The following is an 11,929-nucleotide window of genomic DNA, read 5'->3' on the forward strand; positions in this document are numbered from 1 at the left end:
CTACATGGACGCGGAGCCGTTAGGGCCGTTAGGGCGTGTTTCCCCGGTGAAAGACTTGAAGGCTTTGGCCGGCGCTCACCGCGCCGACGAGGATCAGTCCGGTAAGTCAAGTACGCCTGCTGGCGGGTCGGCGATTTCGATGTATTCGAACGTGGCGGCGCCGTGGACGATGAATGGGAGGCTCGCCATTTTCTCTCGGGCTTCGTCCGCGGTGACGTTAGAGAGGATCATGACCATCCCGGTCTGGTCTGTCTTGACGAAGATGTCGCGAACGAGGCCTTCGGCTATCGCCTTGCGGATGAATTTGTTTTCTTCTGGCTGCAGCTCGGCGTAATCCTCCTTCTTGCCCGCGAGCTGGCCCGTCATCAATACGTGCATTCTGTTCTCCTCATCGACTCGGTTGATCGTGGGTGGCTTCGGCGGCCCGAGAGTCCCAGCGGTCTCCTCCGCTGGTGAGCACGGCCCGGATTGCGGCGCCGCGTCGGTTTCCGGCAGCGCCCGTGATGAGCAGGGCGGGTTTCACAGATGTGGCCTCTAGTGCTCGGCTCGGTATTTATTTTTACTTTACGGCTAGACAATAGAACGGACCAGCGTGGAAGTCAATTCCCTTTACCCTCCGTAGCGGTAATATCAGCCCGATGAGCTCCACGGCTTCAGCGCGCCGACCGCGGGGACGCCCCCCGGGCACCACTGCGGAATCGCATGCGCTCATCCTCGATGCGGTCTACGAACTGTTGCAGGAACGTTCCGTACGCGACCTGACCATCGAGGCCGTCGCCAAGCGGGCCAAGGTGGGTAAGCCAACGATCTACAAGTGGTGGCCAACGAAGGCCGATCTCGTCATGGCGATGTTCCAGGAACGGCTCGACCGGGATGCGGCTACACCCGAGTCCGGGGTGACGCCCACGACGGTCCAGGACGCCCTCAAGCTGAAAGTTCGGGGGTTTGTGGGCAAGCTCAACGGATTGTTCGGCAAGGTGATCGCTGAGCTGATCGCCGAGGGACAGAGCGATCCGGCCATTCTGGAGGCCCTCTATGATCGTCACCTGCGGGAACGTCGGGCCGCCACAGTAGCCGAGGTTGAGCGCGCCAAGGCCGCCGGCGAGCTACCGGCCGATGTCGACCCAGAGCTTGTCGTCGACGCTATCTCCGGGCCGCTTTACTACCGTCTCCTGATGCGGCGCGAACCGCTCACCGAAGCCTACGCAGACGACCTGGTGGCACAGGCATTCCGCTGCTGAAAGTGTCACTTCCGCAACCACAGCATGTAGTTGTAGCGCCGCATCCACGACCGGCGGAGTCAAACGCGGTTTCGTCACCGTGACACTTCTCCCCCGGCCGATCGGCTGGTAAAGTCACCGTCTCGCAACAGTATTCACCGCTACTGGTAACCCGTCAATACGAATATAGCTGCAGCACAGTAGAATTCAACGGTTGAGAGAGAAGGAGGGTACTACTACTCCTCGTACTCTTGCTCTATCTAGAACTACTGGGGGTAGTGTAGGTTCTCAAATCCCTTGTCCACTCGCGAAGCGCTGAACTGCCGAGCTGCGGATCGTCTCACGTGATGTCCACACCGGTTTGTCTGACCATCGTGTCCACTTTTCGAGACGCACCAAGCGGCAACCCCTGAATCCCCTCAGTGGACGAGGCTATGTAGCAGGCCCTCACCGCTGAGGAAGCGGACCGCTTTACCACCCACTTGCAACCACTCGTCGAGCGCGGCCACGGCCGCCGACGACTAGCCACTCATTACAACTAGCCGGTGACGAACTGGTAGAGGTCGTCGGCGACCACCACAAGCCGATCGCCGCGGGTGTTCAGCGCGGCGCCGATCGGACCGGAAAGCTGCTGGTAGCCGCCGGGTCGCAGCGCGGTTGGCGTCGCCGTGCCCATCCACAGCGCGCCCTCCTCGGTGGCCGCGAACCAGCATTCCTCGCCACTCGCCGACCGGACGGGCTTCACATCGTTACGACACCGGCGTCTCATATAAGTGGCCAGTTGGCCACCATGTGGCCACCGGAGATGAGAAATGGCCATTTTGTGTCCACTCGCCATTCGCTGAGCTGCGCCGATGCAAGTTGTCTCACGTGATGTCCACACCATTTTATCTCACTTGCGTGTCCACTTTTCTAGGCTCCACGCGTCAAAGGCGATTCATCACCGACGGCGAGGAGCGGTGCCTTCAGCGGTCCACGAGTGATCCGTCACTGTGACGCCTGAAATTTTGGACGCCGACTCGATCCGTGCGACGACGAGCGCGCGGCTCGTAGCAGAGATAGACAGAGTGGCCCTTGCGTCAATCGGGTGTGGGCGTGGTCATTTCGTGATTTCTGCGATGGCGTCGGGGGTTTGCAGGTCGCCGTAGGCTACGGCGTAGCGCTGCGCTAAGGCGATGGCGACTTCAATGCGCTGCCATAATCCGCCACCAGAGCTGGCCGTGGCAAGCCACAGGGCCAGCCCGTGCGCGACCGAAGCACTGTAACGAAGCCAGATTTCGTCATCGGAAGGCAGTTCTGCGTCGGCGAGGCCGAGGGCGTCGCGGTACTCCTGAAGCAAGCTTCGTTCGTGTTGGCGCCGATCCTCGATCGTCAACGCGCCCTGCAAGAAATAGCCAACATCCAACGACCAGTTGCCACGGCGGGCCATCTGCCAGTCCAGAAACCCCACCTCGCCCTCTGCGGTGACATAGGTGTTGCCGATGTGGGCATCACCATGCAAAAGAGTCTGCGGCGACGTCGTCAAAGTCCGAATGTAAGGCTTCCAGACCGACTCGACTAGGTGTACTGACCATGGACGTTAGGTACGGCGTGGCGTAGTGACATGACGAAGACCTCCGAGTGGAGTGCGAGCTGTCTAGGAACGCTCACCAAACTCGGAGGTCTTCATGTCCCACCGTAATGCCCCGCTGTCTGAGCTCGGCCGTCTGCGACTAGCTCGTTGTGTCGTTGATGAGGGTTGGTCGTATCGGCTTGCCGCTGAACGGTTCCAGGTGGCGGTGACCACCGTTGGGCGTTGGGTGCGCCGTTACCGCGAGGACGGGCCAGCCGGGATGTTCGATCGCAGTTCACGCCCGCATCACAGCCCCAACCGCATGCCGACGCGAACCGAGCGGCGCATCATCAAGGTGCGTGTGGTGCGCCGCTGGGGACCGGCGCGGATCGGCTACCTGCTGGGGCTTCATCCGTCCACTGTGCACCGCGTGCTAACCCGTTATGGTCTAGCCAAATTGCGGTGGCTTGATCGGCCCACCGGCAGAGTGATTCGACGAATGAACTCTGAGCGGCCCGGCGATCTGGTGCACATCGATGTCAAGAAGCTGGGCAAGATCCCCGCCGGCGGCGGCTGGCGCATGCTGGGCCGCAGCCTCGGCAAGCGCAACGCCCAAGCCGATCGCACTAGCGGTGTCTTCGATAAGAACTACCGACCCGTGCGCGGCTACCACTTCCTGCAGAGCTCGGCGGTTTCTAGTAGCGGTGATCTGCGATGCGCGGTCCACTGTGGCCGTCGTCACCGTCGGCGGCCAGCGCGGGCACCATTTCGCTGGTCACCAGACCTTGTTCGCGAGTGACTTCGTCGACGATGTCGAAGGACGCGGCGATGTTGTTCGGGGTGTCGATGATGATGGTCACGACCGGTACGTGGCGGCCCAACTGGAACAGCTTGTCACCGTGCGGGGCGTGATCGCCGTGGAAGCCCCAGATTCCGCGCAACACAGTCGCCCCGTGTGACGATTCGTGTCGCAGGAGTCGGTGGATCAGCGCGCGGTGAATCGGTATCCCGTCGAAGCGTGCAGATTCCGAGGTGTAGACCATCAACTTTTGCCAGAGCGCTAAGCCGTGTTCGTCGGTTCCGGGCAGTGCGTGTGGTCGTTCCAAGAGTTCGCCGTCGCGCTTGCACACCCGGACTCGTTCGAGCGTGACGACGGGGCGCCTGAGCAGGGCCCCAATCTCGGGTAGCACCCGGCCGATCCGCTCGCCGCTGCCCACGGCGATGATCATCATCGGCACGTCGACGTTTCGGCCAATGAACTGTGCTCGTTCCCGCTGTCCGCGAACCGTGCCGTCGACGCCTAGGAAGACCGATGCGCCGGCGAGTTGGCGTCGGTAAAGCAGATCGCAGAGCGCAACGTAGCCGGGCACGCCGTAGACTTTCTCCTTACGGCCGAGGTAGATCGTTAGCTTGGTGGCTTCGTGGTATTCGTCCGATAGTTCGATGCTGTGGATGTCATCATCCAGCAGGCGCGCGCGCTCGAGGCTGATCAGGCCGCGTTTGTTGACGGCCAGCACGGGTTCGAGCAGGCCTTCGATGACGGGCTTGGTGTCGACCGCGATGATCGCGACGGGGGGGTCCTCCGACAAGCTCAGGGACTGGTCAGTTCTAAAGTGTTGGCGCGAACCGAATCCGGCGATCCCGCGGAGCACGATGCTGCTTGCGACACTGCGTTGTTCGTACAGGCTGAGCATGGTCTCGGCCACGAAGTTGCCGCCCTCGCGTTGACGCTCACCGAAGTATGCGCTCAGCTTGAGAGATTCTTCATCCATTCCCGTACCCTCCGTTGGCTATACAAGCGTCTCCAATTCGGTTGCTACTGCGACCGCCCCACCGGACGTAATGCCGACGGTTGAAACCATGCCGATCGGTCGAGCATGCTGGTAGGTTGTGACGAGAGGGCGGTGGGGCCCGCCTAAACTGCACGTCTGACATGGACGGCCAACGGTCCCTGCGTAACTGATCAAGGCTGAACCGGCTATACAACTGCGCCGGATCGGTCACAGACGCGGAGGAACTCAAGTGGCCGTTAAGTTTTCGTCGATCTCGGCAATCGAAATTCTCGACTCGCGGGGTCGGCCCACGTTGTCGGTGTGTGCGACGCTGTCCGACGGTAGGCAGGTGCGCTCCGGCGTGCCGTCCGGGGCGTCGACCGGCAGCCGGGAGGCGGTGGAGCTGCGTGACCATGACGAACGCTACGGGGGCCTCGGCGTGCTCAACGCAGTGGCTGGCGTCAACGGGCCGATCGCCGAGGCGCTGACGAGTCGGCCGTTCAGCAGGCTGGACGAGGTTGATCAGACCTTGCGTGAGCTGGACGGCACACCCGACAAGTCGCGGTTGGGGGCCAACGCGACCGTTGGTGTCTCGATGGCTTGCGCGCAGGCGTTTGCACTGGAGTCGGGACAACCGTTGTGGCGGTGGCTGGTTCCTGAAGGGGTGGTTCCGCGGCTTCCGGTACCGCACTTCAACATCATCAACGGCGGCGCCCACGCGATAAACGGTCTCGACTTTCAGGAATTCATGATCGCCCCCCTCGGGGCACCGTCGCTGCAAGAAGCGGTCCGCGCGGGGGCTGAGGTGTATCGGCGGCTGCGATCGACGTTGGTCGACCGCAACCTTGCCACCGGTCTGGGTGACGAGGGTGGTTTCGCACCCGAGATCGACGGCGAAGAAGAGGCTTTGGCACTGCTCACCAAGGCTATTGGCGACTCTGGCTACACCGCTGGGCGCGACGGTGTGGCCATCGCGCTGGACCCGGCCGCCAGTGAATTCCACCGTGATGGCCGCTATCGGTTGGGCTGGCAATCGTTGTCCAGCGACGAGCTCATCGACCGCTATACGAGCATCGTCGAAAGGTTTCCGGTGTGGAGCATCGAAGACGGGATGGGCGAGCACGACACCGGCGGCTGGCAGAAACTGACTGAAAGACTTGGCGATCGGGTGCAGCTGGTCGGTGACGACAATTTCGTGACCAGCCCCGAGCTGATCGCATCCGGGGTACGAGCCGGTGTGGCCAACGCCGCTCTGATCAAGGTGAATCAGATCGGTACGGTGACCGAAACCCTTGAGGCGCTCAAGGTCTGCCGTGACGCGGGTTACGGTGCGATGATTTCGCATCGCAGCGGTGAGACCGACGATTCGTTTATCGCCGATCTGGCTGTTGCGTCGGGTTGCGGTCAGATCAAGTCGGGTGCTCCGGCCCGCGGCGAACGGGTGGCCAAATACAACCGGCTTCTCGAAATCAGTGCAGCGGATACGACTCTGGCGTTCGGGCTGCCCGCTCATTGATCCGTTCACTCTCACGATGTCGCGATCACCACGGCCAATACGGCGAGCACCGTGATCAGCATGTAGGTCATGTAGGCGTCCAGACGGCCGGACTGAAGGCGGCGGGCTACGCGCGACACGCCCAGCAACGCGGTGATCAGCGGTCGGTAGAAATATCGCTCGACAAGATCGACGACGTCGACGCGATAGGTGAACAATCGCGAGACCGCCTCGTCACCGCCGTCGTCTGCTGATGTCTCGACCAGTTCGGACGTGGTCAGAAGCACGTTGGACAGCACAGTGCGTACCGGGTTGGCGTAGGCGAATGAGGTGTAGCCGACTCCGCGATCTACTCCCGGTGACGCCGACGACCACGGTGGTACCTGACGCGCGCGGAAGGGGTTTCGGCCGGCGAATAACGTCGCGAAGCCGGCGATGATCGCTGCCATCAGCGGGAGCACGATCCATAGCCAACTCGGCGACAGGGCCGAGAAATCGTCGAATACCGGCTGCAACACCCACGGTTTGGCGTTGGCGCCGGCTGCCTGGTTACCGACGACGGGAGCCAGGCCGGCGGCGATGACGCGGACCTGCAGTGGTGCGACTGCTGCGACACCAAGGCACCCGGCCACCAGCACCGCCACCGCGAAGCGGTAGGACCACTGACGATCCGGGCGCGCGCGGGCGGGGTCGATCGGTGGCTCATTGATGCGCGCCGGGCCGAATGCGGTCAGTGCGACCACCCGCACGAATGTCACCCCGGCGATGCCGATTGTCAGCGCGACCAAGGCGCCTGTCGCCGCGCTGGCCAGTTGCATGGCGAGGTTGGAAACCCGGAACTCCTGCATGAGCGCCTCGAGGGTGAACCATTCGGACGCGAAACCTGCGGTCAGCGGCAACCCGGCTAAAGTCAGCGATCCGATCGCTAAACCCGTTCCCGCCCATGGGAGCCGGCGCGCAATGCCGCCGAGTCGGTCCAGATCGGCGGTTCCGGTCGCCTGTTCGATCGTCGACGCCGCGACGAATAGCAGCGTCTTGCCTAGCGCGTGGGCCATCACCTGTGCGGTGCCGGCAACCAGCCCGGCCGCGACCAACTTGGGCTGACCGACCGAGGCACCCACCAGCGCCACACCGAATCCGGTGGTGATCACTCCCGCGTTCTCGACACTCGACCACGAGATCAACGCCGCAAGGTCGGGATTGACCGCGGCGTGCGCGATTCCCAGGATTGCGGTTACTCCCCCAACGACCAACACCACGCATACCAGCCACACGGGAGGGGATCCAAGTACGTCAAGGGTGCGCCACATGCCATAGAACCCGACATTGACTGCGGCGCCTGCCATTATCGCGCGAGCGGGCCCGGGAGCCGCCGCGTAGCCGCGCGGCATCCAGATGTGGGCGGGAACCAGTCCGACCTTGACTCCGAATCCGAACAACAGCAACGCATACGCCGCTTGGCCCACAGCGCTGTGCGGATCTACCGCGCCAGCCCCGAACGCGAAGGAATGTGTTCGGCTGGCCAACAGCAGAGCGCCCATCAACACCGCCGCGCCGCTGACCTTCCCAAAGACCACCGTGATGATCGAGCCGGCCGCTCTGCCGGGCAGATCGCGGTCGTAACCGGCCAACAGGTAGAAGGCGACGGTCAGCAGTTCCCAGCCGAACAGCAGGACGAACACGTTGTCGGTGGTGATAATGACCGCGACAGCGGCCAGCGCAATACCGACGGCCGCCGGCAGCCGTGGACGACTGCGATTGCCGGATGCGGCCGCGGCGATCAGGGCGGGAATCGCGACGCCGAAGGTGATGACCAGAAACAACCCGGACAACGCGTCCACACAGAGACCGGCCGGCCCCAGCCCGGCCAACCCTGGGAGGCTCACCCATTGACGGCTTCCTGCTAATCCGAAGGCACCGGAGATCACGAATAGCACTGCGGCAGCGATGTTCAGCGTCCACGCACCGGTGCAGAAGAGCTTCTGGATGTGGTCGATGGCGGCACGTCCACCGCACCAACTGATCAGCGCGGCCGCGGCCAGCAACACCAGCCCGGCGACGATCATTGGGTGCTCCGCGGGCCGGGCAACGGGACTCGGCCCAGTGCCAGCAGGATGGCGTGCAGGATGCTGAAGGGGGAGGCTGGGGCTCCGGGCACCCAAACATCCACGGGAACAACGTCGCCGACGCCGTCTCCGCCGGTGTATCCGCCCCCGATGAGACCGCCGCTGATGGCGTCGGTGCCGACGGCGATCACCACGGTCGGCTTGGGCATCGCCTCGAGTGTGCGACGCAAGGGTTCGACCATGCCCGCGGCCCCGATACCAGTGACCAGGAGGATGTCGGCGTGGCGGGGGCTCGCGGTGAAGAAGATCCCCAGCCGGTGCAGGTCGTAGACCGGGTTGGTCAGCGCTTCGATTTCCCATTCGTCGCTGCCGTCCGACCCGGTGTCGATGTGACGTAGATGCACCGAACGCCGCAACCACTGCACCCGCCTGGCTAGGCTCGCGCGCAACTCGGCCAACGCCTCGTCGGTTTCCTCAACTGCGCCTACCACCACGGCGTTGCGGCTCAGCTGTGCTGTCGCCGAACCTGCCTGCCACCGGAACCATTGGGGCGACGCCTCGACACAACGCCCACACAGAATGCAGCGCCCACGATCCAGCCGCGGCCAAGCCTCCGCGGAAATTGCACCAGTCGGGCATGCCGCGGCTGCCTGAGTGACCGTGTCAGACGTCGCGGCCTTCGGGTCGTCGAGCACGCTGACCGCCGCGGGAAAGCTGTCAAAGTAGCTGTCCGCGCGTTTGGGCCATCGAGTCGTGAGAATCCCGTTGCGCAAACCTCTGAGCACCCAAGGCATTTACATCGCCACCCCGGCATAGCTCAGTCCGAAACTTGCTTCAATGAACGGGAAATCGGTGAACACGTCGCCGTTGAAGACGTCGTGAAAAAGCAGCATGTTGTGCAAAGACGCCGACCTGGCGAAGCACCGCCCGATAAGGCTGTCGCGAACCTCCAGGCTGTAGAGCACTTCACCCTGGGGTGCCTCGGCCCAGCCCAATGCAATTCCGTCGACCGCCGGCACGTCGACGATCAGAGCAGTGTCTGACAGCTCCGAGAGGCGGTCGCAGGCGCGCTGGATCAATTCGACCGCGCCGTCGATTTCCGACCATCGCACCCGCAGCCGGGCCAATGCGTCACCGTGGTCGTTCACCGCCGTACCGTCGACCAATGGAAGCTCCCCGTAGCCGTCGTAGACACGGCGGCGGGCATCGTCGTCGACACCGGAGCCGCGTCCCACCGGTCCGAGTGCGCCGTGCGACGCCGCCAGTCTTGGATCGAGATGGCCCGTGCCGCGCAGCCGGTCCAGAAATGACGCATCGACCATCAACGCATTCCGGTCACTATGAATCCTTTGCGTGACGGCCGCCAACTGGTGCACTACGTCAGCCGGCCGCAGTCGCGGGTCGGCGGCCACGCCGCCGACGCGGACCACCGAGCGCCCGAACCTGTTGCCGCACAGACTTGATACCAATCTCATGATGGATTCTTTGTGCCAACCGAATCGCGCGTGCGGTACCGCCAGTCCGGCGGCGTCACAAAGCCGCGTCACCACATCGAGATGGTTGGCCAGGCGTTCCAGCTCAGCATGGATCACGCGGATCAGGCGCGCCCGCCGTGGCGGAGCCACCTCGGCCAGGGTCTCCGCGGCGTGAGCGAACGCCAGCGCGTGCGCAACCGACGCGATGCCCTCGACCCGCTCGGCGACCAGGACTCCGTCTGCTAGCGGTAGCCCCTCGAACCGCTTGGCGATACCGCGATGTTTGTAGTGCGGACGGATATTGAGGTGCGGGATGTCTTCCCCGGCCGTCTCGATGAGGAACTCGATCGATTCGAAAACTCCGGAGCGTACCGGGCCCAGCGGCAACGTGAAGACTCCACGGCCGCTGACGTCCACCGGTCCATGTTGGTCGGCGGCGCTCGAATGGATATGCCGCTCAAGCCTGTCCCAATCGGGATGACCTGGCCGAGGCGTTGGCTGGCCGGGGCGGCGCGGCAACAACAGCGGGTCCAATCGAGGATGACCGGTCGGCACCACGCCCGACAAGTCGTGCAGCGCGCGCTCATACCAGAACGCCGCCGGCACATCGGGTGTCAAGGCAGGGTAGGACAGCGATCCGTCGCCGCCCGGCGTGATCAGTGTCCGCAGGCAGCTGACGACTGAACCGCCGACCAGCAAGCCATGTACGTACGCAGCATCACCACGGTGGCTGCCGTAAACGCCGGCGAACCGGTGGCCTTCGGCAATGCGGCCGGTGATCCGATCACACCACTGGTCCAGCGGCAGGTCGACCACCATAGTCAGGGCAGCCGCGCTCATGGTGTACTCGCTAGCAGTTCACGAGCACCGGAATTGAGCAGTTCCACCAGATCTGGTGGCAGCGCTAATCCAAGAACCAACAACACCAGCACCCCGGCTACGACAGGTGCCACCATCCATCGGCTGGGCTCCCCACGGGTCAGTGCCGGCGCAGCATCTGTCGAGTCGTCGGTTTCGGGGTGGAACAAAATCCGTGTCGTCGCCAGGCTCAGACCCAGGAATGCCAGCGTCACCAGGCATACCAGTACAGAGGTCAACACGCTACGACCGTGGGCGAAACCACCGGACACGATCTGAAATTCGCTGCGGAACAACCCAAATGGAGGCATTGCCGACAACGCCAGCACTGCGATTAGGAACAATGGCCCCGACCAGGGCAGCAGCTCGATCCCCCGCGTCATCCGACTCAGTTCCTTTGTGCCGAACTTGCGCACCAGCACTCCTGCGCCCATGAATGCGTTGCCCTTGGCTGCGGCGTGGGCCAGCACATGTAACAACACCCCGGACAACGCTATCGGTGCGCCGAAGCTGATGCCGATCGCGAGGATGCCCATGTGTTCGACACTTGAGTAGGCAAGCAGCCGTTTGATGTCGCGTTGTTCGAGCAAATACAGCGCGGCCAGCAGTAAGGACAGCACACCGAAAACCAGCAGCACGATCTGCGGAAACCTAGTTCCCAAGGTGCCCGTAGCGATCTGGTAGTAGCGCAGGATCGCATAGAAGCTGACCGCCAGCAGCGATCCCGACAGCAGGGCCGAGACCGGGGTCGGTGCTTCGGCGTGCGCGTCGGGCAGCCAAGTATGCACCGGGAAGAAACCCACTTTCGTGCCGAATCCGACTACCGCCAGCACAAACGCCAAACACACCGGTGTCTGCGGTAATTGGGCCGCGGCACTGATCAACGGGTCGAACGCCAAGTCGTAGGACTGCCCCAGGGCCTTTGCACCCGCGTAGTACATAAAGATGGTCGCCAACAGGGCAATGCCCAACCCGGACGAGGCGATCAGCACGTACTTCCATGCCGCCTCGGTGGCCCCCTCGGTGTTGTCCAGTGCCACCAGCAGTGCGGAGACAACGGTGGTGATCTCGATAGCGATCCACAACAACGCGAGGCCATTGACCAAGGGAGCACAGATCATCGACCACGCAAACGCGTTGAGCCCGAGGTAGAACCGCGCGCTGTGGCGGGCGAACAATGCCTGTTGCTCAGCGGTCTCGGAACGGACCGCGCGCTCCTCGTCGGCCAGGTAGCCCACCGAATACACGCCGACGGCTGCGTAGAGAAAACAGGTTGCCAGCAGAAAGATCACCGACAGCGCATCAGCGCGCAAGTAGTGCAACCCAGAGATGGTGTGGCCCTTGGCCGCTGGCACCAGCGCCAGCGCGACGATGAAAGAGATGATGCCGGTCACCGCGGTTACCGCAGCGGCGACGCGATGCGGAGCGCGGATACACACCAAAGTGGCCACTAGCGGCAGCACGATCAGCAATACCATGACGACGCTCATC

9 protein-coding genes and 2 pseudogenes are annotated in these 11,929 nt (G+C 63.3%); 3 read left to right on the forward strand and 8 right to left on the reverse strand.

All coding sequences use genetic code 11. From position 1 onward, the window contains the following. Positions 1–93: 93 nt before the first annotated feature. A complete protein-coding gene (locus WAN02_RS25870) occupies positions 94–378 on the reverse strand; it encodes a hypothetical protein (RefSeq protein WP_422267765.1) in 285 nt (94 codons plus the stop codon). Between the two features lie 260 nt (positions 379–638). Here WAN02_RS25870 and WAN02_RS25875 point away from each other — a divergent pair, with 260 nt between their 5' ends. Beyond that, positions 639–1,241: a TetR/AcrR family transcriptional regulator gene (locus WAN02_RS25875; protein WP_422267767.1), complete on the forward strand. Its 603-nt coding sequence runs from the start codon at positions 639–641 to the stop codon at positions 1,239–1,241. A 517-nt stretch (positions 1,242–1,758) separates the two neighbouring features. Here the strand turns inward: WAN02_RS25875 and WAN02_RS25880 are convergent. Both WAN02_RS25880 and WAN02_RS25885 read right to left on the reverse strand, forming a co-directional pair. Further along, positions 1,759–1,965, reverse strand: a complete 207-nt coding sequence (locus WAN02_RS25880; protein ID WP_422267769.1) for a hypothetical protein — start codon at positions 1,963–1,965, stop codon at positions 1,759–1,761. A gap of 354 nt (positions 1,966–2,319) precedes the next feature. Beyond that, positions 2,320–2,781, reverse strand: a pseudogene (locus tag WAN02_RS25885) (phosphotransferase); the annotation flags it as partial. Positions 2,782–2,887: 106 nt separating this feature from the next. Between WAN02_RS25885 and WAN02_RS25890 the strand changes: the two are divergent. Then, positions 2,888–3,460 (forward strand): annotated as a pseudogene (locus tag WAN02_RS25890) (helix-turn-helix domain-containing protein); the annotation flags it as partial. A 7-nt stretch (positions 3,461–3,467) separates the two neighbouring features. Here WAN02_RS25890 and WAN02_RS25895 read toward each other — a convergent pair. Beyond that, positions 3,468–4,544 (reverse strand): DUF190 domain-containing protein, encoded by a 1,077-nt coding sequence (locus WAN02_RS25895; protein WP_422267771.1) that lies wholly within the window; start codon positions 4,542–4,544, stop codon positions 3,468–3,470. Between the two features lie 250 nt (positions 4,545–4,794). Here WAN02_RS25895 and eno point away from each other — a divergent pair, with 250 nt between their 5' ends. Further along, positions 4,795–6,060 (forward strand): phosphopyruvate hydratase, encoded by a 1,266-nt coding sequence (gene eno / locus WAN02_RS25900; RefSeq protein ID WP_422267774.1) that lies wholly within the window; start codon positions 4,795–4,797, stop codon positions 6,058–6,060. Between the two features lie 11 nt (positions 6,061–6,071). Here the strand turns inward: eno and WAN02_RS25905 are convergent, their stop codons facing one another. Genes WAN02_RS25905 through WAN02_RS25920 form a run of 4 tightly spaced genes read right to left on the reverse strand, consistent with a single transcriptional unit; the run spans position 6,072 to position 11,928 of the window. Beyond that, the gene (locus tag WAN02_RS25905) at positions 6,072–8,105 is read right to left on the reverse strand and encodes a proton-conducting transporter membrane subunit (RefSeq protein ID WP_422267776.1); all 2,034 of its coding nucleotides are present in this window, start codon (positions 8,103–8,105) and stop codon (positions 6,072–6,074) included. Further along, positions 8,102–8,899 carry a ferredoxin gene (locus WAN02_RS25910; protein ID WP_422267778.1) on the reverse strand — a complete coding sequence of 266 codons (798 nt, stop codon included), beginning with the start codon at positions 8,897–8,899 and terminating at the stop codon, positions 8,102–8,104. Before WAN02_RS25910 ends, WAN02_RS25905 begins: the two co-directional genes overlap by 4 nt. Next, on the reverse strand, positions 8,900–10,420 hold the full coding sequence (locus WAN02_RS25915) for an NADH-quinone oxidoreductase subunit C (protein WP_422267780.1): 1,521 nt from the start codon (positions 10,418–10,420) through the stop codon (positions 8,900–8,902). After that, entirely contained in the window at positions 10,417–11,928 is a 1,512-nt protein-coding gene (locus WAN02_RS25920) for a proton-conducting transporter membrane subunit (protein WP_422267782.1), read from the reverse strand. Before WAN02_RS25920 ends, WAN02_RS25915 begins: the two co-directional genes overlap by 4 nt. Between the last annotated feature and the right edge of the window lies 1 nt (position 11,929).

Source organism: Mycobacterium sp., from assembly GCF_049281135.1.
GTDB lineage: Bacteria > Actinomycetota > Actinomycetes > Mycobacteriales > Mycobacteriaceae > Mycobacterium.

Bases quoted from the DNA above. Each gene is read 5' to 3' on its own strand.
- WAN02_RS25910 (WP_422267778.1), bottom strand. From the start codon at position 8,899: ATGCCTTGGGTGCTCAGAGGTTTGCGCAACGGGATTCTCACGACTCGA.
- WAN02_RS25915 (WP_422267780.1), bottom strand. From the start codon at position 10,420: ATGAGCGCGGCTGCCCTGACTATGGTGGTCGACCTGCCGCTGGACCAG.
- WAN02_RS25870 (WP_422267765.1), bottom strand. From the start codon at position 378: ATGCACGTATTGATGACGGGCCAGCTCGCGGGCAAGAAGGAGGATTAC.
- WAN02_RS25920 (WP_422267782.1), bottom strand. From the start codon at position 11,928: ATGAGCGTCGTCATGGTATTGCTGATCGTGCTGCCGCTAGTGGCCACT.
- WAN02_RS25895 (WP_422267771.1), bottom strand. From the start codon at position 4,544: ATGGATGAAGAATCTCTCAAGCTGAGCGCATACTTCGGTGAGCGTCAA.
- WAN02_RS25905 (WP_422267776.1), bottom strand. From the start codon at position 8,105: ATGATCGTCGCCGGGCTGGTGTTGCTGGCCGCGGCCGCGCTGATCAGT.
- WAN02_RS25875 (WP_422267767.1), top strand. From the start codon at position 639: ATGAGCTCCACGGCTTCAGCGCGCCGACCGCGGGGACGCCCCCCGGGC.